Origin of the sequence: Endozoicomonas sp. G2_1 (genome assembly GCF_017744155.1) — a bacterium.
Classification (GTDB): domain Bacteria; phylum Pseudomonadota; class Gammaproteobacteria; order Enterobacterales; family Alteromonadaceae; genus JAGHQT01.
The window spans coordinates 175,638-197,551 of record NZ_JAGHQT010000002.1 but is presented as its reverse complement, the minus strand read 5'-3'; the positions used below and the strand labels follow the sequence as shown (position 1 = coordinate 197,551).

General features: G+C 43.5%; 18 protein-coding genes. 16 read left to right on the top strand and 2 right to left on the bottom strand.

Translation table 11 applies throughout. From position 1 onward, the window contains the following. The first annotated feature begins 450 nt into the window (after nucleotides 1–450). The 8 genes from thrA (at nucleotide 451) to J7384_RS03810 (ending at nucleotide 9,515) form a co-directional block, all read left to right on the top strand. Complete coding sequence (thrA, locus tag J7384_RS03845) at nucleotides 451–2,907, top strand: bifunctional aspartate kinase/homoserine dehydrogenase I (protein WP_209111554.1); 2,457 nt, start codon at nucleotides 451–453, stop codon at nucleotides 2,905–2,907. After that, a complete protein-coding gene (thrB, locus tag J7384_RS03840; RefSeq protein ID WP_209111553.1) occupies nucleotides 2,907–3,848 on the top strand; it encodes a homoserine kinase in 942 nt (313 codons plus the stop codon). Before thrA ends, thrB begins: the two co-directional genes overlap by 1 nt. 51 nt (nucleotides 3,849–3,899) lie before the next feature. Next, nucleotides 3,900–5,198, top strand: coding sequence for a threonine synthase (thrC, locus tag J7384_RS03835; protein ID WP_209111552.1), 1,299 nt, complete (start codon nucleotides 3,900–3,902; stop codon nucleotides 5,196–5,198). Between the two features lie 90 nt (nucleotides 5,199–5,288). Then, nucleotides 5,289–5,957 carry a uracil-DNA glycosylase gene (gene ung / locus J7384_RS03830; RefSeq protein ID WP_209111551.1) on the top strand — a complete coding sequence of 223 codons (669 nt, stop codon included), beginning with the start codon at nucleotides 5,289–5,291 and terminating at the stop codon, nucleotides 5,955–5,957. 119 nt (nucleotides 5,958–6,076) lie between these two features. Beyond that, entirely contained in the window at nucleotides 6,077–7,024 is a 948-nt protein-coding gene (locus J7384_RS03825) for a MipA/OmpV family protein (protein WP_209111550.1), read from the top strand. A 72-nt stretch (nucleotides 7,025–7,096) separates the two neighbouring features. After that, nucleotides 7,097–7,501 carry a DUF3019 domain-containing protein gene (locus tag J7384_RS03820; protein WP_209111549.1) on the top strand — a complete coding sequence of 135 codons (405 nt, stop codon included), beginning with the start codon at nucleotides 7,097–7,099 and terminating at the stop codon, nucleotides 7,499–7,501. Then, the gene (locus tag J7384_RS03815; protein ID WP_209111548.1) at nucleotides 7,501–8,214 is read left to right on the top strand and encodes a winged helix-turn-helix domain-containing protein; all 714 of its coding nucleotides are present in this window, start codon (nucleotides 7,501–7,503) and stop codon (nucleotides 8,212–8,214) included. The genes J7384_RS03820 and J7384_RS03815 overlap by 1 nt, the downstream gene beginning before the upstream one ends. 17 nt (nucleotides 8,215–8,231) lie before the next feature. Further along, a complete protein-coding gene (locus J7384_RS03810) occupies nucleotides 8,232–9,515 on the top strand; it encodes an ATP-binding protein (RefSeq protein WP_209111547.1) in 1,284 nt (427 codons plus the stop codon). Between the two features lie 31 nt (nucleotides 9,516–9,546). Here J7384_RS03810 and J7384_RS03805 read toward each other — a convergent pair whose 3' ends face one another. Continuing rightward, a complete protein-coding gene (locus J7384_RS03805) occupies nucleotides 9,547–10,131 on the bottom strand; it encodes a GNAT family N-acetyltransferase (protein WP_209111546.1) in 585 nt (194 codons plus the stop codon). Between the two features lie 157 nt (nucleotides 10,132–10,288). Here J7384_RS03805 and J7384_RS03800 point away from each other — a divergent pair, with 157 nt between their 5' ends. Then, nucleotides 10,289–10,972: an enoyl-CoA hydratase/isomerase family protein gene (locus J7384_RS03800; RefSeq protein WP_209111545.1), complete on the top strand. Its 684-nt coding sequence runs from the start codon at nucleotides 10,289–10,291 to the stop codon at nucleotides 10,970–10,972. 59 nt (nucleotides 10,973–11,031) lie between these two features. Here the strand turns inward: J7384_RS03800 and J7384_RS03795 are convergent, their stop codons facing one another. Further along, nucleotides 11,032–11,985 carry a D-2-hydroxyacid dehydrogenase gene (locus tag J7384_RS03795; RefSeq protein WP_209111544.1) on the bottom strand — a complete coding sequence of 318 codons (954 nt, stop codon included), beginning with the start codon at nucleotides 11,983–11,985 and terminating at the stop codon, nucleotides 11,032–11,034. A gap of 434 nt (nucleotides 11,986–12,419) precedes the next feature. On the opposite strand from J7384_RS03795, the gene J7384_RS03790 reads away from it, so the two are divergent. The 7 genes from J7384_RS03790 (at nucleotide 12,420) to J7384_RS03760 (ending at nucleotide 21,885) form a co-directional block, all read left to right on the top strand. Then, nucleotides 12,420–14,663, top strand: a complete 2,244-nt coding sequence (locus J7384_RS03790) for a M3 family metallopeptidase (RefSeq protein WP_209111543.1) — start codon at nucleotides 12,420–12,422, stop codon at nucleotides 14,661–14,663. Between the two features lie 283 nt (nucleotides 14,664–14,946). Continuing rightward, entirely contained in the window at nucleotides 14,947–15,147 is a 201-nt protein-coding gene (iscX, locus tag J7384_RS03785) for a Fe-S cluster assembly protein IscX (RefSeq protein ID WP_209111542.1), read from the top strand. Between the two features lie 128 nt (nucleotides 15,148–15,275). Then, entirely contained in the window at nucleotides 15,276–16,964 is a 1,689-nt protein-coding gene (locus J7384_RS03780; protein WP_209111541.1) for an NAD-dependent malic enzyme, read from the top strand. A gap of 586 nt (nucleotides 16,965–17,550) precedes the next feature. Continuing rightward, entirely contained in the window at nucleotides 17,551–17,982 is a 432-nt protein-coding gene (gene ndk, locus J7384_RS03775; RefSeq protein WP_209111540.1) for a nucleoside-diphosphate kinase, read from the top strand. 254 nt (nucleotides 17,983–18,236) lie between these two features. Further along, nucleotides 18,237–19,385: a bifunctional tRNA (adenosine(37)-C2)-methyltransferase TrmG/ribosomal RNA large subunit methyltransferase RlmN gene (locus J7384_RS03770; protein ID WP_209111539.1), complete on the top strand. Its 1,149-nt coding sequence runs from the start codon at nucleotides 18,237–18,239 to the stop codon at nucleotides 19,383–19,385. A 29-nt stretch (nucleotides 19,386–19,414) separates the two neighbouring features. Beyond that, the gene (gene pilW / locus J7384_RS03765; protein WP_209111538.1) at nucleotides 19,415–20,800 is read left to right on the top strand and encodes a type IV pilus biogenesis/stability protein PilW; all 1,386 of its coding nucleotides are present in this window, start codon (nucleotides 19,415–19,417) and stop codon (nucleotides 20,798–20,800) included. Continuing rightward, complete coding sequence (locus tag J7384_RS03760) at nucleotides 20,800–21,885, top strand: RodZ domain-containing protein (RefSeq protein WP_209111537.1); 1,086 nt, start codon at nucleotides 20,800–20,802, stop codon at nucleotides 21,883–21,885. Before pilW ends, J7384_RS03760 begins: the two co-directional genes overlap by 1 nt. Nucleotides 21,886–21,914: the final 29 nt, after the last annotated feature.

Genomic DNA, 21,914 nt, shown 5'->3' with positions numbered 1-21,914 from the left:
TTTTAAGGGTATAAAGAAAGGAGGCAAACAATGAAACTAAGTGGTTACAGCGTTAAAATAGCACTTTTCTATCTGTTATCAGCGAGTTTATCTGGTATGTTACTCTACTGGTTGGTTATGCTAGGTAAGTGAATTTTTATTAATTGTGTTTTTTGCGGCAGTTGTGAATAACTGCTTGTATATACTACTATCTATGAGTTTATAACCTATAACTATAGTTGTAGGTCTAGTGCATAATATATAACAATAAACATCTCAATTTGTCTTGACACTCTCTCTGCCATCAGGCATTTTACTGCCATGCGTATATTTAATAGCCTCAACACCATTATTATTACAACTACCACCATTATTCGGTGGTGGTCATAGGCTAGCGCAACTAAATTTTTGCCAAAGCCCGTGACCTGAATAAGGTTACGGGCTTTTTTGTATCATCAAGAGGAAGAGAAAATGCGAGTACTTAAGTTTGGCGGTTCTTCATTAGCTAGCGCAGAACGTTTTATTGAAGTCGCTAATATTATTGAAACTAAAGTCTCAGCGTCGGCCGTTGCCGTAGTCGTTTCAGCACCACAAGGCGTTACCAATCACTTAGTGGCACTTGCTGAAAACATTACCGATACCGAAACCATGGAGCAAGGCTTAACTCACTTTAAGCAAGCAATTGATACCATTATTGATGATCTAGCCGCAGGCATTAGCGGATTTGAACGCTTACACGCTGATCAAGCGTTGGCAAATTGGGAACACGAATTAAGACGTTACCTCGAAGGTGCTATTTTACTAACCTATTGCCCCGATCATATTCGCGCCCGCATTATCAGTATTGGCGAACGTCTAAGTGTTGTTCTGTTAAGTTCGGTATTGGCGTCAAAATCTCACACGGTTAACGCTATTGAACCCGAAAAGTTTTTACGCACTAACGATGTCGCCTTAAATGCAGTTGCTGATTTAGTGCTTTGTAAGCAGCAATTTCAATCGGTTTACCCTGAACTCACTAAAATCTCGCTAATGCCAGGTTTTATCGGTGTCGACAGCCACGGCAAAGTGACTACGCTTGGTCGCAATGGTTCTGATTATTCTGCGGCGGTACTTGCTGTTTGTGCACAGGCTGAGTGTTGCGAAATTTGGACCGATGTTGACGGTGTCTTTAACGCCGATCCGCGTCTAATAAAAGACGCTAAACTGTTGGATTATTTGTCTTATCAAGAAGCGATGGAATTATCTTATTTTGGTGCCAAGGTATTGCATCCGAAAACCATTGGCCCAATCGCTCAGTATCACATTCCATGTTTAATCAAAAACACCGGTAACCCATCGGCACCGGGGACATTAATCGCTAACGAAAATGACGATAAGAAAGCGGTTAAGGCGATTTCTAATCTCGACGACTTAACGATGGTCAATGTCTCTGGCCCGGGGATGAAGGGCATGGTTGGTATGGCGAGTCGAGTTTTTGAAGCGATGAGCCGTTCCAGTATTTCACTGGTGATGATTAGCCAATCATCGAGTGAATACTGCATTAGTTTCTGTATTCATTCACAAGATGCAGAGCAGGCTGAACAAAGTTTAAAAACCGAGTTTGAACTTGAATTATTGAACGGTTTGCTAGAACCAATCGCCTTGCAGAGCGAGCTATCAATTGTCTCGCTTGTTGGTGATGGCATGCACCATCAACGCGGCGTTGCTGCTAAGCTGTTTAGCTCGTTAACTCAAGCGCGCGTTAACGTTGTAGCCATTGCTCAAGACTCTTCAGAGCGAAGTATCTCTGTAGTGATTGAAAAGCGCAAATGCACCGACGCACTTAAAGTGTGTCACCAAAACTTTTTCTCTCACAAGCCAACCATTGACGTATTTATGGTGGGTTGTGGTGTTGTCGGCAGTGAGCTTATTGCGCAAATTGGCCGCCAGCAACCGAGCTTAAAGCAGCAAAATATCGATTTGAAAGTATACGGCATTGCCAATAGTAAAGGGATGTCGCTTAATGCCGAAGGCATTGATTTAGACAACTATCAAGCTGTGCTTGGACAAAATGCGGTTGAGTTAACGGTTGAAAATGTTAAAGCGTTTGTGCGCGATAATCACTTGATCAACCCGGTACTAGTGGACTGTACCTCTAACGAAGCATTGGCGATGAGCTATGTTGACTACTTAGCGGCGGGCTTTCACGTGGTAACGCCAAATAAGAAAGCCAATACTGACTCGTGGCAATACTACCAAGCGCTGCGTGATACTGCACAAGAAACTCGCCGCCGCTTTTTATACGAGACCACAGTTGGTGCTGGCTTACCGGTTATCGACACCTTGCAGAGCTTAATCAAGGCCGGTGACCAATTACAGCGTTTTGAGGGGATTTTGTCGGGCTCATTATCGTACATTTTCGGCAAGTTAGATGAAGGTATGTCGTTGTCACAAGCTACTGCAATTGCCAAAGAAAATGGTTTTACCGAACCAGATCCACGCGATGATTTAAGCGGTATGGACGTTGCCCGTAAATTGCTAATCATGGCTCGTGAAGCGGGTATGCAATTAGAACTTAGTGATATTGAAGTTGAATCAGTATTGCCAAGTGACTTTGACGCTAGCGGTGATATCGAAAGTTTTATGGGTAATCTACCTAAGCTTGATCAAGTTTATCAATACAAAATTGCCCAAGCGCAAGAACAAGGCAAAGTGCTTCGTTATATTGGTAACATTGCTGACGGTAAGTGCAAAGTCAGCATTGAAGCGGTTTCACCACAGCACCCGCTATACAGTATTAAAGACGGCGAAAACGCCTTAGCGATTCACAGTCGTTACTATCAACCATTGCCTTTCGTATTAAGAGGCTATGGTGCGGGTGCCGCCGTAACCGCCGCTGGCGTTTTTGGTGACTTATTGAGAACTCTTGCCTGGGAGCAACAACACTAATGAGCGTTTCAGTTTTTGCCCCGGCGTCAATTGGCAATGTTAGTATTGGCTTTGACGTACTCGGAATGGCGGTTAAACCGGTTGATGGCACCTTGTTGGGTGATGTCGTTAGCGTAGCTGTAGCCGAGCAAGACGATTTAGCGGTAGTTGGCAATTTTGCTGACAAGTTACCAGCAAATCGCGAAGACAACATCGTATGGCATTGCTTAGCGCTGTTTAATCGTGAGCTAGCCAAAAAATCGCTACCTGTTCAAAGCGTTAAATTAACACTGGATAAAAAAATGCCAGTTGGCAGTGGTTTGGGGTCAAGCGCGTGCTCGGTGGTTGCCGCACTCGATGGTTTGAATAAGTTTTATCAGCAGCCTTTTTCGCAACCTGAATTGTTAAAAATGATGGGTGAGATGGAAGCGCAAATCAGCGGCAGCTTGCATTACGACAATGTCGCGCCGTGTTACTTGGGCGGCTTGCAGTTGATGTTGCCCGACCAAAATATGATTAGCCAAACTGTGCCGGGTTTTGCCGACTGCTACTATATTATGGCGTATCCCGGTATTAACGTATCAACCAAAGCTGCTCGCGAAGTCTTGCCTAACAGTTATAGCCGTGCAGAGCTTATTCAGTACGGTCAACGACTGGCGAGTTTTATCGATGCTTGTCATCGCGGTGATAAAGCGCAAGCGTTTTCCGCCTTCGATGATGTCGTGGCTGAACCTTACCGCAAAGATCTACTGCCGGGCTTTGAACAAGCGCGAGATTATTTGCTAGCGCAGGGCAGTTTAGCCGTTGGCATTTCGGGTTCAGGTCCAACCTTGTTTTGCGTATGCCAAGAACTTGCCAGAGCACAAGAGTTAGCCGAATGGTTACAAGAAAATTATTTACAAACCGAATTGGGTTTTGTGCATGTTTGTCAGCTTGATCAGCAAGGCTCTACTCTGGTATAGACTAGATGTTGAGCAGCTCAGTATCGACAAGCAGTATTTGAGGATTATCAGGTGAAATTTTACAATTTAAAAGAGAACAGCGAACAAGTGAGTTTCGCACAAGCAGTAAAACAAGGGCTTGGTCGCAACCAAGGGTTGTTTTTTCCAGAACAGTTACCCGTGTTTGACGACATTCCTGCTATGCTGGCGCTGCCACTGGTTGAACGCAGTGTCAAAGTGTTAAAAGCATTTGTTAGTGATGACTTAGATGAGCAACAACTAACCGAAATTGTTACCAATGCCTTTAATTTCCCGGCACAAACCCAACCCATCAATGAAAAAAATGCGGTTTTAGAATTGTTCCATGGGCCAACATTAGCCTTTAAAGATTTTGGCGCTCGTTTTATGGCGCAGTGTTTACAGGCGTTTAGTGGTGGTGAAAAAATCACTATTTTAACGGCAACCTCTGGTGATACCGGCGCAGCAGTTGCTCACGCGTTCCACGGGTTAGATAACATTGAAGTTGTCATTCTCTATCCAAAAGGCAAAATTGCACTCTTACAAGAGAAAATGTTTACAACCCTTGGTGGCAACATTAAAACCTTAGCGATAGACGGTAGCTTTGACGACTGTCAGGCCCTGGTTAAACAAGCATTTGACGATAAAGAACTGGCCAAAGCGATTGGTTTAAACTCAGCTAACTCAATTAATATCAGTCGTTTATTAGCACAAATTTGTTACTACTTTGAGGCACTTGCTCAGCTTTCTCGTCAAAAAGGCGCGGAGAATTTAGACAATGTGGTGTTCTCTGTACCAAGTGGTAATTTTGGTAACTTAACCGCTGGTTTATTAGCTAAAGCCATGGGCTTACCAATTAAGCGCTTTGTTGCTGCGACTAATGCCAACGATACCGTACCGCGCTATTTAGCTATGGGCGAGTGGTCACCAAATGAAACGGTAGCGACTATTTCTAATGCAATGGATGTTAGTAATCCAAACAACTGGCCGCGTGTTGAGCACTTGTTAAAGTCAGGTTTAGTTGAGCAAGGCTGTGTCTCATCAGCGTCTATCGACGAAGAGCAAACGCAATCAACGGTTATTCAGTTGAGCAAGTTAGGTTACATCAGTGAACCACATGCTGCAGTTGCTTTTAAAGCGCTTGAATACAGCTTAGCTGATGATGAATTTGGCGTATTTTTAGGTACTGCGCATCCGGCGAAATTTAAAGATGTGGTGGAAAGCATTTTAGGGCAACCCATTGGTTTGCCAAAAGAGCTAGCTGATTGTGCAGGTGAAACTATTTTATCGAGTGATATGTCGGCGGAGTTTGCCGAATTACGCGAGTTCTTGTTGACTAATACTGACCAGTAATGGTTAACATCTGAAAGTTAGGAACACTGTAAAAGCGGTGAAAAAACGGTTAGTATGCGCGCCATAGGCCACACTACTAACCGTTTTTTTATGTCCCTTCCACAACATTGGCAACGCTTTCTTAGCGAGCAGCAACAGCAAGCATATTACTCGTCACTTCAGGCTAAACTTGCTGAACGCGCACAGCTCGGCGCAATCATTTATCCACCATCAGAGCAGTTATTCAACGCCTTTCAGTATGTTGATATTGAACAAACCAAAGTGGTTATCCTCGGCCAAGATCCATATCACGGTGCTAACCAAGCCCATGGCCTTGCTTTTTCGGTTAATAAAGGGGTTAAAGTCCCACCGTCTTTAGTGAATATTTACAAAGAATTAGCACAGGATGTCGATGACTTTGTTGTGCCAGAACACGGTGATTTATCGGCTTGGGCACAGCAAGGGGTACTATTGCTTAATACAACGCTAACGGTAGAGCAAGCCAATGCCAATGCCCACGCAAAACTGGGTTGGCAACAATTTACCGACAATGCAATTAAAGCGGTTAGTGAGCGAAACTCGGGGTGTGTCTTTATCTTGTGGGGTAGCCATGCGCAAAAAAAGACAAAACTTATCGACGGCGACAAGCACTGTATTTTAGCAGGGCCTCATCCATCGCCTTTGTCAGCCTATCGCGGCTTTTTTGGCTGTCAGCATTTTTCTCGTGCAAATCAGTGGCTAGCTAATCAAGGTAAATCAGTGATTGATTGGCAAGTCTAGCAAATGTTCCAATTTGTTACTTCGACTAAACAATTATCGGCGGTAAGTTATCGCTTTGCTATACTGCTAACCCTAGTCATTCGCACATAAAAATAAGCAAAGTTTCCATTGAGGCATCATTGAACACCAACTCACCGTTAGCTCAAGTTTATCGATTATTTAGTAGTGCCTTGGCGGCATTGCTGTTGACTCTGTCCGCTAATTTATTCGCTAAGCCATCACCGAGCGATAATTCAAATATTGCCAACAACCAAGAAAAACTTGAAGTGGTTAGTGATGGCACTGGCAATGATTGTTTATCTGATGATTGTATTGAAAGTCATCGCTGGCACTTAGGTCTTGCTTTGGGTGTTGGTCACCGCACTAATCCACTCGTGTCGGCGCGCAACGTTCCCTTGTATGTGATTCCGTCGATAGCCTATTATGGCGAGCGCTTTTATTTTGATAACGGCGATCTTGGTTATACTTTGCAAGATAACGATCGCTTTGCAGTAAATTTTACCACCTTTTACAACAATGACCGCGGCTTTTTTTCTCGCTCTGATCCGAGCAATATTTTCGCCGTGAGTGCCGATAGCACATTTGCCACCAACCGAGATTTATCACCGGTTCCGGAGATTGAATACGAAAGCCGGCGCCTGAGTATTTTTGCTGGTGCTGAAGCTCTTTGGTTCAGCGATTACGGTACCTTTAGTTTTACTGCCGGTCACGATTTACTCGCCATTCACCACGGTAGCGAAGTACGCGCACAATGGTCACGCGCTTGGCAATATGGCAATTGGTCGGCAAACCTCGCGGCGGGCTTTGTATGGAAAAGTGCTGAGGTGATTAGTTACTACTACGGTTTGAGAGCGAGTGAAGCGATGCATTTTGACAACAGCAATTTTAACGCTAAAAGCGGTACCAATAAAAATGTCCGGCTGTCGCTGAGTTATCGAATTAATCAGCATTGGCGTTTACTGGCGATTGGTGGCTATAGCGATTTAGCTAATGAAATAGTTGCTAGCCCAATCGTTATTGAAAATCATAGTAAAACAGTGTTTGTTGGTGGCGCCTATCAGTTTTAGTTAATGTTTGTTTTGCTCTCTTATCTCGCCAACACTTTAAAATGCAGATTGTGTATCAGCATGGTTTTACTGATGCCTATTTTTAGCTGGCCGGCATTGGGGCAAAACCAACAGAGCGGTGCCAATAGCGAACTTATTGAGCCTGAGTTGACGGTGGCAGAATTTGCCGTAATGCCAAAGCTTTGCTTACAAAATGGCGAGCAAAAACTGTGTCAGTTATCGATCACCCTACACTGGAAAATAGCTAAATCAGCCGCCATTTGTATTCGCACTGATCACGACGACATTGCTCAGTGGTGTGGTCAAAGTAAAGAGCTTGGTCAACGTACTTTGACGGTTTCAACGGCTAAATCTATTGTTTTCAGTTTGTACCAACAAGCATCAGATGTTGCCTTGGCGCGAACTGAATTGACGCTTGCTCGGGTCAAGCAAATTAACAAACGACGACGTTTTCGTCATCCATGGAGCTTATTTTAATGCAAGAGCAAACCTTGAACTATCGAGTACTGTTGGTTGAAGACGATCTGCGTTTAGCCAAATTAATTGCCGACTACCTGAAGATATGCGGGATGCACGTTGAGGTTGAGCGCCGAGGTGACACCGTCGTTAAGCGCTTGTTGAGTTATCAGCCGGATATTATTTTGCTCGATATTATGCTACCGGGAATTGACGGTTTGTCATTGTGTAAAGTATTGCCAAACCATTTTAATGGCCCGATTTTGCTGATGAGCGCTTTGGGATCGAGCGAAGATCAAATTAAAGGCCTAGAGCTTGGTGCAGACGATTATATGGTGAAACCGGTTGATCCGGCTTTAGTGGTCGCGCGAATTAAAAACCTCCTGCGTCGAGCAAATAAGAAAGAGATTGTTCAAGCCAATACCTTAACCTTTGGTCAGCTCAGTATCGAGCCGAAGACCCAAACCATAAAACTGGCAGAGCAGGAAGTCGCGCTGACTAATCGCGAGTTTGAGCTACTGTGGTTATTGGCATCACAAGCGGGGCAGGTGTTGTCTCGTCAGTATATTTATCAATGCTTGATGAATATGGATTATGACGGCGTCGATCGCAAAGTTGATGTTCGCATTTTCCGCTTGCGCAAAAAGCTAGGTGACAATGTTAAAGCACCGTTTCGCCTAAAAACGGTTTGGGGGCAAGGCTATTTATTTGCTCCAGACGCTTGGTTTGGCTAACAAGTTGTCATAGTTAGATGAACACGCGTGTTAATGGCAGTAGCCGCTTATTTGTCAGCCTGTACGTACTCGTTAGTGCGAGTATTATCTTTGTCGGTTGGTTACTCGATAGCCTTTGGCAACACGGTGAAGAAGATGTTCGCGATCAGGAGCGCTTAATTAATAACGCCTTCGTTGGCGTTGTCGGCCAATTAGATAAACCAACACGACAGAAATATTTTGCTCAGCTAAGTACTGAGTTGGGTGTAGACTATCAGTTAGTTGCCCTTAACAGTATTGCCGTTGACCCGTCTTTGTTGTCGGCCGATAACTTAATTACTGCTGAAGTTAATCAGCAGCAATATAGTTTTTTGCGCATTGACGATCAAGTCTTACAAATCGGCCCTTATCCTAGCCCGGCGCAGCAGTGGTCCCGTTCTTGGTTCACGTTGGGCTTTTATCTCGCACTCGCGTTAGTCATTTTTGCTTGGGTGTGGCCACTGGCAAGAGATTTGCGCAAATTGAAAAACGCGACTCAAGCTTTGGGCGAGCAAAAATGGCAAACTAAAATTGAACTGTCTAAGCGCTCTGGCGTTGCCGATTTAGCCGCGACTTTTAATACTATGGCCAGCCATATTGGCGCATTGCTCGATAATCAAAAGCATTTGACCAATGCTGTTTCCCACGAGATCAGAACACCGCTTGCTCGGCTTAAATTTGCCCTTGCCATCCTCGAAGCTCAGTCGGTGCAGTTATTGCCATCAGTCGCAGAAAAAGTTACTGAACTCAGTGGTGAAATGGCTGGAGATATTGATGAAATTGAAGGTTTGATCAGCGAGATGCTGACTTATGCCAACGTTGAAGTCAAATCGGAGCAACACAGGTTTGAACCTTGCCATTTAAATAGCATTGCACAAGCAGTATTGAACAAGCTACCAAACAATAATAGCCTTAACATAGAGCTCAGAGTTGACACCAATACTGCTGTCTTTGCCGATATCAGATTAACCGAACGGGCAATTCAAAACATTGTTAGCAATGCTAGTCGTTATGCACAGAAACAAATAATCTTGGTTATTTCACAAAACGAGCAATCGGTGAACTTGAGTGTCACTGATGACGGTCGCGGTGTTGCGAGTGATGAGCGAGAGAAAATTTTCCAACCTTTTTATCGCGCAAATCAAGATAGTGGGGATGGTAAAGGCTATGGTTTAGGGCTGGCAATTGTCGCTCGCATTATGAAACTTCACCAAGGCAATATAGCGTTAGACAGCCAAGCGGGCAGCACCACTTTTACGCTGTCGTGGCCACTTACCAAGTAGTGAGTGGCCTTTGCCATCGGTAAACTAGCACTCACTCGGTGTCGAAGGTAATCATCATTTCTGCCGCAACGCAGTAACATTCAAAGCCGCAAATAATGCATTCATAGCCATTGTCACAATCTTGCTGCCATTTTCTTGGGTGATCTTTGATTAGCTTGCCACCGCATTTACTGAAGTATTTGATCGCGCTATTACCCGGACTTTGTCGCCACAAATGGCTTACACCTGCGGTTGCACCTTGTTGTTTCAATGCGGCTACCGAGAGTTTGAGCAGTTGGCTACCAACACCTAAACCGCGGTAGTTTTCATCAACGGTATTACACTTGAAATAAGCAACTTGTTCTGTCGCATGCGACCACAACTCTGGACTGCACCACTGATCGATGCGCCATTGCTCGGTGGCAAAGCAAAGTCGAAAACCCGCTAGGGTTGTCGACTCCAGACCTTGATCGTAAGCGACAAAGTGGCTGTTAATTCCTTTGGCAAATCCTTGTTGATACCAAGCTTGTAAACGCGCTTGATTGAGATAGCCTTGCCCGTGAACGCGATTAGCAAGCTCAATAACTGCGTCGAAGTCTTGTTGTTGAAGTGGGCGATAGCTGATGTTTTTTGTCATGGTGGTTTAATTCAATGGGTATACTAAAGTGATATGTTGAACGTTTTTAGTCGTCTCTTAAAGAGCTCTAATTAAAACGGTTGTTTAAATTAGTGGTTTAATTTCTTGATGATTATTGTTATTAATAGCTTTTTAATAATTAACAGTAGGCAATGGGATGAACAGTTTAACACTTGAACGTCAGGGCGATATTCATATTTTAAAACTTATTGAAAGTGAGCATGATAACACTTTTACTAGCGACGTGATGCGCGAGTTTTTGTCAGCCTTTGATCAAGTAGAGGCCTATGATGGCAATACTGCATTGGTGATTACCAGTGACCACGAGAAAACCTTTACGACAGGTATTCGCTTGCCGTGGTTGTTGTCTTTGTCTGCTGAGCAGCGCGCAGAGTTTTTAAATTTATTTGAACGTGTCTTGTACCGATTGTATTTGCTCAATGTCCCGACATTAGCAGCTATTAATGGTAACACATACGCCGGTGGCGCAATTCTAGCGTCGGCTTGTGATTTTAGGGTGATGCGCGCTGATCGCGGCCGTTTTTGCTTTCCAGAAATCAATGTCAAAGTGCCATTTACCCCAATGATGCATACTATTATCGAACAACTTACCGATAGCCAAACCCTGCGACAAATGGCGTTTTTAGGGAGCGCTTATACTGGCGAACAGTGCTTGGCTAAGGGGATTGTTGATGCGCTCCACAGCAAAGATGCATTGGCTGAGCAAGCATTAGCTTTCGCCGGTGAGCTTGCCCAAAAAGATCGCGCGACCTATCAGCAGATAAAACATGGTTTGCGTTCAGCCATGCTCAGTCACAAAGCCAGTATCTTTGCTGAGTAGCGGCGCTAAGACCTTCAAGCCAAGACCTTCGAGCTAGGACCTTCGAGCCAGTCCGCTGATTAATTGACCACATTAATCGGCTCTTTAGCTGCGAAAGCACTGATGTTTTCGGCGATTTTGTCAATCAACCGCTGTTGCGCCTGTTTGCTCGCCCAAGCAATATGAGCCGTGATTATTAGGTTGTCGAACTTATTGGCAATTAGCGGATGATCTGCTGGCGGTGGCTCGACATCTAGCACGTCAAGGATCGCCGCAGCAATGCGTTTTTCCCGTAAAGCGGCTAATAAGGCGTCGTTGTTAATCAAGCCCCCTCGCGCAGTATTGACTATGACTGCGCTTGGTTTAACTAGCGCCAGACTTTTTTCATTGATCAGACTTGTAGTGTCTGCTGTTTGTGGACAGTGCAAACTGATAATGTCGGCTTGGCTTAATGCCTGTTCAAAACTGACTCGACCGTTTCTTATTTTTGAAGCTCCACAGTGCTCACTGACCATTACGTTTAAGTCAAATGCTTTTGCGCGCTCTGCGACCGCTTGGCCCAAACTGCCATAGCCAATAATGGCGATGGTTTTGCCGGCAAGCTCTTCCATACCTTTGCCGTGTAAACAAAAACTGTGGTGTTGTTGCCATAAGTTATTGCGCACGTTCTGATTGTGGTCACTAATATGAGAAAAATGGTTGAGCAGTTGCGCAAAAACATATTGGCTCACCGATTGATTGGCGTAATTGGTGATGTTGGTAACACAAATGCCAAGCTCGGTTGCTGAAGCAAGGTCAACATTGTTGGTGCCGGTGGCGGCGATACAAATTAACTTTAACTCAGGCAATTGAGTCAGTAGTACTCGGTTTAAAACAACTTTATTGGTGATAATAATATTGGCATCACGGGAGTGCTCAATAATTTGCTCTGGGTTAGTCAGCGGGTAGCAGGTTAGCTTGCTCACCTGCTGTTCAATCATAGTAATATCAATCTCTGAACTAAAGGTTGCTTGGTCTAGAAAAACAGCTCGCATAGTCAAGGGTAGGGTTAGTAAATGATGGCCTATTTAATCAGGAGCAAGGCTTTAGGTCAAAGCGATGGAGAGAACGTCCAGATAAACTCAATAAAATTGCTGAACACCGCAGCTGGTTTACTGTTAACCGCAAATTTACAATTTGTTTGTGGTTTTATTACCTTTCTCTGTGTATCGTTAATGGGTTTCATAAAGACAGAATTTTTAATAATAATACTTAACCTCAGCTTCGGATAACTAATGTGCTTCTAGCGGCTATTTTTACTGCTCTCTGCGTTGAATTCACTTGCAATAGGCAAGCTATTGACTCGTAAATTCGCCTTGATATCAGTAAAAATTTCTCGTTAGAAGTAATAAGAATAGCTAACTTTTTGAATTTTATAGTTATACACTATTTTTTATCCAAACCTGAGGTTATTTAGTAGGGGTAATTTATGTTTAAACTCAATAAAGTGATTTCAGCGCTGTTGGTCTCAGGGCTTATTACTTGTGGCTTAACCGCTTGTTCAGATGAGCAACAGGCAGATGACTCAGACCAAGCGCAAACACAAACGGCAAAAGCAACACAAATGAATAGCAAAGCCAAAATCTTGGTCGATATTAACGACTTTATTCCTGCTGACGCCACTGACGCAACTAAATTGTTATTGGCGCAGTGGACAGGACCATATCAAGGTGTTCCGGCCTTTGATAAAGTCGAGTTATCCGGCCTAAAACCTGCACTTGAAGTCGCTATGGCAGTAAATCTTGCTGAAATCGACGCTATTGCTAACAACCCAGAGCCAGCAACATTTGACAATACGATTGTTGCCATGGAGCGCACCGGACAAGCACTCGATCGCATTTTTAGTTATTGGGGCATTTGGAGTAGTAACGCATCTTCGCCTGAGTTTAGAGCTATTCAAGGTGAAATGGCGCCAAAACTTTCAGCTTTCTTTTCTAAAATTAACCAAAACGAAGCCTTGTTTAAGCGTGTACAAAAAGTTTATCAGAATAAAGACAATGCTAATTTGAATGACGAGCAAAAACGCTTAGTTGATTTAACTTATAACGGCTTTGCGCGCAACGGCGCAACCCTGACCGGCGACGCTAAAAAGCGCTATGCTGATATCAATCAGCGCTTAGCTGAGCTGCACACCAAGTTTGGCAACAACGTTTTAGCCGATGAAGAAAACTACATTCACACTTTAACTAAAGATCAATTGTCGGGTTTACCTGAATCTGTGGTTAATGCTGCTGCTTCTGCCGCTGCAGAGCGCGATATGGAAGGTAAGTACGTCTTTACTAATACGCGTTCATCAATGGATCCGTTTTTAACTTATTCAACCAAGCGCGAGTTGCGCAAAAAAGTGTGGCAAACCTATTACAGTCGCGGTGACAATGGTGATGAGTTCGACAACAATAAAATTATCGCGGAAATCTTACAACTTCGTCATGAGCGCATCGGCCTATTGGGTTACAAAAACTATGCTTCTTGGCGCTTAGAAGATCGCATGGCGAAAAAGCCAGAGAATGCGATTAATCTTATGGAGTCGGTATGGCCGGCGGCCATCGCGCGAGTCGATGAAGAAGTTGCCGATATGTTAGCGCTGGCAAAAGAGCTCGACGGTATCGATAGTATTGAACCATGGGACTACCGCTACTACGCGGAAAAAGTGCGCAAGCAAAAGTACGACTTAGACTCAGATGAAGTGAAGCAATACTTACAGCTAGATAAACTTCGTGAAGCTATGTTTTACGTTGCAGGGCGTTTGTTTAATTTCAACTTCACGCCAATTGAAGATGGCTCAGTGGCGGTGTTCCACCCGGATGTTAACGTTTGGGAAGTGACCGACAAAACCTCAGGCCAGCATATTGGCTTGTGGTATTTAGACCCATTTGCCCGCAAAGGTAAGCGTTCTGGAGCATGGGCAACAAGCTATCGCAGTCATACTACGTTTGACGGTAAAACCAATGTGCTCTCGTCTAATAATTCTAACTTCATCAAAGGCCAAGAAGATCAGCCTACGCTTATTTCTTGGGATGATGCCGAGACTTACTTCCACGAGTTTGGACATGCCTTACACTCGTTGTCGTCTAATGTTACCTATCCAACCCTTAACGGCGGCGTTCGAGATTACACTGAATTTCAATCGCAGTTGTTAGAGCGCTGGTTAACGACTGACGAAGTCATCGACAACTATTTAGTTCACTACAAAACAGGCAAACCAATGCCAGCCGAGTTGGTGAAAAAGATCAAACAAGCAGCGACCTTTAACGAAGGCTTTAAAACGACTGAGTATTTAGCGTCCGCACTTATCGATATGAAGTTACACACTATCGATCCAGCAGGCATTGATGTTGATAAGTTTGAGCGTGAAGAATTGGCTAAGCTCAATATGCCAAGTCAAATTGTCATGCGCCACAGAACGCCGCATTTTGGCCATGTGTTTAGCGGCGAAGGTTATTCTGCAGCATACTATGGTTATATGTGGGCGGAGGTGCTTACCTCTGATGCTGCCGAAGCATTTGCTGAAGCACCAGGTGGTTTTTACGATAAAGACGTTGCGGCAAAACTTGTTGAGCACTTATTTAGCGTACGCAACGCCGTTGACCCAGCAGATGCTTATCGCGCTTTTAGAGGTCGAGATGCCAATGTTGACGCTTTGATGCGCGACCGAGGCTTTCCAGTAAAATAAAAAGTTAGTTTCAACTATTGTGATAGTGGAAACATAAAAAAATAAACGGGCACTTAGGTGCCCGTTTTTGATCCAATGATATAGGTTGATGGTATTATCATAGCCATAATTAACAAATGCTGGGCTATTTTATGTTTGAGCAATTTCGGCAATGGTGGCATACCGAGTGTCAGTTTTGTCGCCGGACACGGGCGTTGTTATTTTGGCTTATACTAATGTTACTCGCTGATTACCTTTGGTTTCAGCTGATTTTCTAATCCTTGATAGTATTTGGAGCGTTAATATGGGACTTAAGTGGATTGATTCGCAAGAAATTGCCTTGGATTTATTAGAACAGTATCCTGAAGTTGATCCAAAAGCGTTGCACTTTCCCGAGCTGATGCAGTGGGTATTGGCACTTGAACGTTTTGACGATGATCCTAAACACTGTGGTGAGCGAGTACTCGAAGCCATTCAGTTGGCATGGATGGATGAGTACGATTAATCAGCAAGCCATTAGCAAAAAATCGCTTCTTAACCTAAAGGTATAGCTTTATATCGTTTTACTAAGTACTTTTGTTGTCTAATTTTGTAGAATAAACTCGGTTTAATCTACATACTAAAATAATACCTATGACTAACAACAGACGTCCTCTTTATATTTCATACGCAGGCCCAACGCTTTTAGAAACTCCTTTGTTGAACAAAGGTAGTGCATTTAGTGCGCAAGAACGCGAAAGTTTTAATTTAACCGGATTAATTCCACCGCGTTTTGAAACTATTGAAGAGCAGGTTGAGCGTTGTTACAAGCAATTCAGTAGTTTTGACAGCGCGATAAATAAGCACATTTATTTGCGTGCGATTCAAGATAAAAACGAGACCTTGTTCCACAAGTTAGTACAAGAAAATCTCGATGAAATGCTGCCAATTATTTACACGCCAACGGTCGGTGATGCTTGTGAGCAATTTTCAGATATTTATCGCAGCAACCGCGGTTTATTCATTTCTTATGAAGAACGTCATCAAATAGATGATATCTTGCGAAATGCCACCAAGGGTAAGGTAAAAGTTATTGTTGTTACCGATGGTGAGCGCATTCTTGGTTTAGGTGACCAAGGTATTGGCGGCATGGGGATTCCGATTGGTAAGTTATCACTTTACACCGCTTGTGGTGGTATTAGCCCTGCTTACTGTTTGCCTGTGATGTTAGATGTTGGCACTAACAACGAAAAATTACTTAACGACCCAATGTATATGGGCGCTCGCCACAAGCGCATTGGCCAAGCTGAATACGACGAGTTTGTTGAGCTATTTATCAATGCCGTCAAACGCCGTTGGCCTCATGTTATGTTGCAGTTTGAAGATTTCGCGCAACCGAACGCAATGCCATTACTCGAGCGTTACCGCGATCGCATTTGCTGTTTCAACGATGATATTCAGGGTACTGCATCAGTTACTGTTGGTTCACTGTTAGCGGCTTGTCGCGCTAAAGGTGTTAAATTGGCGAGCCAAAAAGTCGTCTTTGTTGGCGCTGGTTCAGCAGGTTGTGGTATTGCCGAGCAAATCATTAGCCAAATGGTTCGTGAGGGAGCCGATGCTGAGCAAGCAAGATCGCAAGTGTTTATGGTTGATCGTTACGGCTTGTTAACCCAAGGCATGACTGGCTTACGTGATTTCCAAGCGAAACTTGTACAACGCACAGACGCTATTGCCGATTGGCAAGTGACTGGTGAATACGCGTCGTTGTTAGAAGTAGTAGAAAATGCTCAGCCTGATATTTTAATCGGTGTTTCAGGGCAACCTGGCTTGTTTACAGAAGCTGTGATTAAAGCAATGAAAGCAGGCAGTGAGTTACCAATTATCTTCCCATTGAGTAATCCTTCACGTCAGGTAGAAGCAAGACCTGAACAAGTGATTGAATGGACCAAAGGCAAGGCCATTGTTGCATCTGGTAGTCCGTTTGAGCCAGTTGAGTACGATGGCAACACTTATCCTATCGCTCAGTGTAACAACAGCTATATTTTCCCTGGTATTGGTTTGGGTGTGGTATCGGCAAATATTAATCGTGTTACCGACGATATGTTAATGGTTGCCAGTGAAACCCTCGCTGCTGCTTCGCCGTTAGCCAATGAGACCGGCAATGAATTGCTACCGCCGATTACCAGTATTGCTGACTTGAGCAAAGCGATTGCGTTTAATATTGCGAAAGTGGCGTTTCAACAAAACTTAGCACTTGAGATATCTGATGACCAGCTGCGCGATAAAATTGAGCGCAATTTCTGGCAAGCAGAGTATCGTCAGTACAAACGCGTGAGTAACTAACTCAAGTAGAGAATTACATGAAAACGGCTTATCTATTGGATAAGCCGTTTTTTTATGTTCAGGATGAACGGTATAACGCGGTGCCATGGATGGCAAAGAGCGTATATGTTCAGGATTATATGGATATATGAGGTAGAGCGAAGCAGGATGCCAGAGCCGAGGATGAACGGTCAGTTTTTCTGTTCCAGACAAAAACTAAGTACTGACATCCATGTCAGCAATAACGCGGTGCCATGGTCTCTATCGCCATCCATGGTTATCGAGATATTAGTGCATCCATGTACGTCAGATGGCAAAGAGCGTATATGTTCAGGAGTATACGAACTTACGAGCAGAGTTTTCCTGCCATATCTTCATATTTAGATGTCTTAGAACAGGTTAATATGAGGGATTTAGCAGTAACAGCAAGCAGATTTAACCACTGTATTCAGTGCCTTTCTCGACGTAACTGTGATAGTTTTATTGACCAGTTGGATAATGGTAGGTTTTTGTCTTGGTTTAGTCTATAATCGCGCCAAATTTTTCAGCGATCGTTTTGTACGCCAAAATGATCTCGACAATTATTTCAATTTATAAGGGCTTTATCATGGCTATCGAACGTACTTTTTCTATCGTAAAACCTGATGCAGTAGCAAAAAATGTTATTGGTCAAATCTACAACCGTTTTGAAACTGCTGGTTTAAAAATCATTGCTTCAAAAATGGTTCACTTATCAAAAGAGCAAGCAGAAGGTTTTTACGCTGAGCACAGCGAGCGTCCTTTCTTTGGTGCTTTAGTTGAGTTCATGACTTCTGGTCCTGTAATGGTTCAAGTGTTAGAAGGCGAAAACGCTGTTCTTAAAAACCGTGAAATCATGGGTGCTACTAACCCAGCTGAAGCGCTAGCGGGTACATTACGTGCTGATTACGCTAACTCAATTGACGAAAATGCTGTTCACGGTTCTGACGCTTTAGAATCAGCTGCTCGTGAAATTGCTTACTTCTTCTCAGACGAAGAGATTTGCCCACGCACTCGCTAATTCTACTTAAATCTTCGTGATTTAAATTCTGAGTTAGTTGGCGAGATTTTTTATCTCGCGGCAAGGCAAACAAAGGATTTTACTGCTAAGCGGTAAAATCCTTTTGTTTTATTGGTGGTTAGGCGATTAGTTATTTAAAGCTACGTATTACAGAGTAACTAATCGCCTAACGATTGTGACTTGTGCACAAAAAGTGTACAATTCGCGCCCTTTACTATTTTTCCGTTATCTTTGAGTTGTTGAGATCAAACTACATGACTGATGTAACCCCAAAAGTAAACCTACTGAATTTTGATCATAAAATGCTGCGTGAGTATTTTGCTGAAATTGGTGAAAAGCCGTTTCGCGCTGACCAATTAATGAAGTGGATGTATCACTTTGGTTATGACGACTTTGAAAAAATGACTAACTTCAACAAAGGTTTGCGAGAAAAATTAGCACGCCTTTGTGAAATTAAAGCGCCGGAAATTTCGCAAAAACAAGTGTCGAACGACGGTACTATTAAGTATGCGTTAAAGCTTGAGGGCGGCCAAGAAGTAGAGACCGTTTGGATCCCTGAAAACAATCGCGCAACCTTATGTGTGTCTTCGCAAGTTGGCTGTGCGCTAGAGTGTAGCTTCTGTTCTACAGCTCAGCAGGGTTTTAACCGCAACTTATCAATGGCTGAAATTATTGGCCAAGTGTGGCGCGTTGCTAACGATATTGGCGCGACTCGTATTGCCGGTACTCGACCTATCACCAATATCGTGATGATGGGCATGGGCGAGCCGTTGTTGAATATGAAAAACCTTATTCCGGCACTTGATACCATGCTTAATGACTTGGGCTATGGTTTGTCAAAACGCCGCGTTACTGTCAGTACTTCTGGTGTAGTACCGGCGCTTGATATGCTCAAAGAAAAAATTGATTGTGCCTTGGCAATTTCAGTTCATGCGCCAAACAACGCGCTGCGTGATGAATTAGTGCCAATCAATAAAAAGTATCCATTAGAAGAGTTCTTGGCGGCGGCAGGACGCTACGTTGACGGTTCAAAAGCCAATAAACAGGCAACCATCGAATACGTTATGCTTGATCACGTGAACGACAGTACCGAACAGGCGCATGAACTTGCTCATGCCTTAAAAGATCTGCCGAGCAAGATTAATTTGATCCCGTTTAACCCATACCCGGGTTCACCGTATAAGCGCTCGAGTAACTCGCGTATCGACCGTTTTGACAAAGTACTGCAAAGCTATGGCTTGACTGTGATTACTCGTCGTACTCGCGGCGACGATATTGACGCAGCCTGTGGCCAACTTGCTGGCGATGTTTTAGACCGCACTAAACGCACCGCTTTTATCGCTAAGCAAGCGGCAGAAAAAAAACAGATGCAAGATGACGAAATTTCGGTAAAAATGGTCTGATATCCAGATAGTTACCCTTGGCTGTTATCATGAAAAGTCGATTGAAGATTGGCGTTGCTGTAGCATTGACTACCACTGTGGTAAGTTTGAGCGGTTGTGTTACTCAAACTTACCAAAACAATAAAGAACCTGTTGTTGTTAACGACGCCACCCAAAATGAAATAGCCATGACTCGAATCTCGCTTGGTTTGGGCTATTTAAAGGTTGGTAACACCAAACAAGCTAAGATCAACTTAGAAAAAGCCAAACGTTTTGCCCCTAATTTAGTCGCTGTTTATACCTCATTTGCTCATTACTATGAAACGGTGGGTGAGCCAGAACAAGCAACTCAAGCATATAAAAAAGCACTATCGTTAGACTCTGACGATGCCGACACCCTCAATAACTACGGTGTCTTTTTGTGTCGCCAAGAAAAATACGACGAAGCAGAAAAGCAATTTCTCAAAGCGATTAGCATTCCAAGTTACATTTTGGTTGCTGACAGTTATGAAAATTTAGCCTTGTGTCAGGTTAAAGCGCGCAAGTTTGACAAAGCTGAACACTACTTAGATAAAGCCATTCAGCACAATCCGTCGAGTGCATCAGCCTTGTTGCAAATGACACAATTGCAATATGCCAAATCAGATTATGTTAAAGCACAAGGCTACTTTACCCGTTACGAGAAAGCGACGCGCCGTTTTACTCCCGATGCACTAGCCTTAGCCTACAAAATTTATCAAAAACAGTTTAAGCGACAAGTGGCAAAAAATTACGGTGCCATGTTGGTCAATATGTTTGCCAATAGTTATCCGGCCAAGCAATATTTGCTTAATGGCCTGCGAGAAATCGAAGCTGATAAATTGGCGCAAGATTATCAGGCGAGCCAGCAAGGCGAAGACAAGGTTAGCAAAAAACGCGTTGTCGTACTTTCACCTAAAATACAGGCACCGAAAAAACAAGCGCCAAAAACAAAGACAGTCAAGAATCAGAAGCTAACTAAGGTAACAACTAAGTCCGCTAACCCTATGGCTGACAAATCAGCTAGTGTTGCCAAGCCTGATACCAAATCAGAAAAAAGTAATGTAGCTATGCAGGTAGGCTCTAAGTTAAGTAAACCTGAAACAGCTAATTCGGCTGAGAAGGGCAATCAACAATCCTTGTTGAAACCTGCTGAAGTCGTTGCAAAAAATGACACTGATCAAGCTAACTCACCTGAAAATAAAAAAAATCGAACTGAAAGCCAAAATCAAGGTCAAAGCATGATGACCTTACCCGTTCACGTGGTAAGCAAGGGCGAAAGCTTATTTTCTATCTCAAAGAAATATAATATTCACATGAGTAGTCTTAAGCGCTGGAACAGTATTAGACGGTCAAATGTTATCAAAATAGGGCAAGTGATTTATTTGGCTGATCCGAAAAAAGCGGTAGTAAATTAATGGCTAAACAAAGCAGTTCTTTATCGGATGACAGCAAAGCTGACAAGGAGTTAGCCAAATCAAATAAAGGTTCGGAGCCGCCGCTAGAATTAACCGATGAAACTGAGATTATCGGGCCCGGTCAATTACTTAGCGATGCACGTGAAAAAATGGGTCTAACTGTTGAGCAAGTCGCTAAACAGCTCAACTTTCGCATCGCATTAGTGAAAGAAATCGAGCAAGATCATTACGACCGCGCTCTGCCTTCGACTTTTAACCGCGGTTACCTGCGCAACTACGCCAAACTGGTTGGCGTTAGTGAAAAAGATATTTTGTCGAGTTATGACATGCTTGGTGTTGCTGAAAAGCAGGGTGCAGAAATGCAGAGCTTTTCGAAAATTACCCGCAAACAAGCAGAGCATAGCCGCTTGAAGTGGTTCACTTACCTGATTTTTATTTTGTTGATTGCCTCAACTGTACTTTGGTTTTTTCAAGAAAATGGCGCCGCTAAGTTAAGTCAACTGTCTAGTTTTACTACCGATGAAGCTAATTTAGCTGACAATACGAGCATAGTTGAACAACAAGCTTCAGCTGCTCAAGCACCCACTCAAGTATCTGCTCAAGAGTCGATAGCGCCAATCGACGTAAGCCAAACTCAAGAGACTGTTGAACTGAGTAGTGCAACATCTGCTAATCTCACTGCTGATCAAGAAAGCCTCGAAGTTCAGCAGATAGCCTATGAGAATTCGCCGTTAAATCAATTATCGATACAGTCCCCGATTGGCTCAAATAAACCGTCTAAACAATTATCAGAGTCTCTGTCACAAACATTGAGTGATGGTAATCAGCAAGTCGGTCAAGTCGTTGATCTTGAATTTACTTTTGCCGGTGATTGTTGGGTCAATATTTATGACGCAAGCGGCGAGCGTTTAGCTTGGGGCATTAAAAAAGCGGATTATGTTATGACTGTTTCAGGTTTAGCACCGTTTAATGTTACCTTGGGTAAGCCTGAGCTGGTTGAAATTAAGTTTGCTGGTCAGGCGCAAGATATGTCACAATTTGGCCCCGGTAATATAGCTAAATTTACCTTACCTTTTAGCTCATAGAATTCATTAGTGTTAATCGAAAAAATTAT

Excerpts from the sequence above, each read along its gene's own strand:
- thrA (WP_209111554.1), top strand. The coding sequence starts at position 451 with ATGCGAGTACTTAAGTTTGGCGGTTCTTCATTAGCTAGCGCAGAACGT.
- thrB (WP_209111553.1), top strand. The coding sequence starts at position 2,907 with ATGAGCGTTTCAGTTTTTGCCCCGGCGTCAATTGGCAATGTTAGTATT.
- ung (WP_209111551.1), top strand. The coding sequence starts at position 5,289 with ATGTCCCTTCCACAACATTGGCAACGCTTTCTTAGCGAGCAGCAACAG.
- J7384_RS03820 (WP_209111549.1), top strand. The coding sequence starts at position 7,097 with ATGCCTATTTTTAGCTGGCCGGCATTGGGGCAAAACCAACAGAGCGGT.
- J7384_RS03815 (WP_209111548.1), top strand. The coding sequence starts at position 7,501 with ATGCAAGAGCAAACCTTGAACTATCGAGTACTGTTGGTTGAAGACGAT.
- J7384_RS03810 (WP_209111547.1), top strand. The coding sequence starts at position 8,232 with ATGAACACGCGTGTTAATGGCAGTAGCCGCTTATTTGTCAGCCTGTAC.
- J7384_RS03805 (WP_209111546.1), bottom strand. The coding sequence starts at position 10,131 with ATGACAAAAAACATCAGCTATCGCCCACTTCAACAACAAGACTTCGAC.
- J7384_RS03800 (WP_209111545.1), top strand. The coding sequence starts at position 10,289 with ATGAACAGTTTAACACTTGAACGTCAGGGCGATATTCATATTTTAAAA.
- J7384_RS03795 (WP_209111544.1), bottom strand. The coding sequence starts at position 11,985 with ATGCGAGCTGTTTTTCTAGACCAAGCAACCTTTAGTTCAGAGATTGAT.
- J7384_RS03790 (WP_209111543.1), top strand. The coding sequence starts at position 12,420 with ATGTTTAAACTCAATAAAGTGATTTCAGCGCTGTTGGTCTCAGGGCTT.
- iscX (WP_209111542.1), top strand. The coding sequence starts at position 14,947 with ATGGGACTTAAGTGGATTGATTCGCAAGAAATTGCCTTGGATTTATTA.
- J7384_RS03780 (WP_209111541.1), top strand. The coding sequence starts at position 15,276 with ATGACTAACAACAGACGTCCTCTTTATATTTCATACGCAGGCCCAACG.
- ndk (WP_209111540.1), top strand. The coding sequence starts at position 17,551 with ATGGCTATCGAACGTACTTTTTCTATCGTAAAACCTGATGCAGTAGCA.
- J7384_RS03770 (WP_209111539.1), top strand. The coding sequence starts at position 18,237 with ATGACTGATGTAACCCCAAAAGTAAACCTACTGAATTTTGATCATAAA.
- pilW (WP_209111538.1), top strand. The coding sequence starts at position 19,415 with ATGAAAAGTCGATTGAAGATTGGCGTTGCTGTAGCATTGACTACCACT.
- J7384_RS03760 (WP_209111537.1), top strand. The coding sequence starts at position 20,800 with ATGGCTAAACAAAGCAGTTCTTTATCGGATGACAGCAAAGCTGACAAG.